We start from the raw sequence: 244 nt of genomic DNA on the forward strand, positions 1-244 counted from the left end.
TTGGTCGAATCCAGCAGCACCTCGGGGCCGGTCAGCGACTCGGTGAAGACGCCAAACCGCGCGCCCTTTGGCATGCTGCGGGGCACAACGTGCAGGGTTACGCCGCCGTCAAGTCTGCTGTAGTCCACATTCTGGGTGCTGTACCCGGGCCAGGGCAGCCCGCGCATCTGGGTTTGCGGAAGCCCGTAAAACGCGGTTCCGACCGGTCCGATAAAGTCGAGTTTGGGCGAGTTCATGTGCTCGT

Annotated in this window: 1 protein-coding gene; it reads right to left on the minus strand. The window is 63.1% G+C overall.

The features are described from left to right. Nucleotides 1–244, minus strand: a 244-nt coding sequence (locus tag HMPREF2554_RS07580) for a choice-of-anchor M domain-containing protein (RefSeq protein WP_141744374.1), incomplete at both ends; no start/stop codon positions are given.

It is taken from the genome of Rothia sp. HMSC071F11 (assembly GCF_001809115.1).
Taxonomy (GTDB): Bacteria; Actinomycetota; Actinomycetes; order Actinomycetales; family Micrococcaceae; genus Rothia; species Rothia dentocariosa.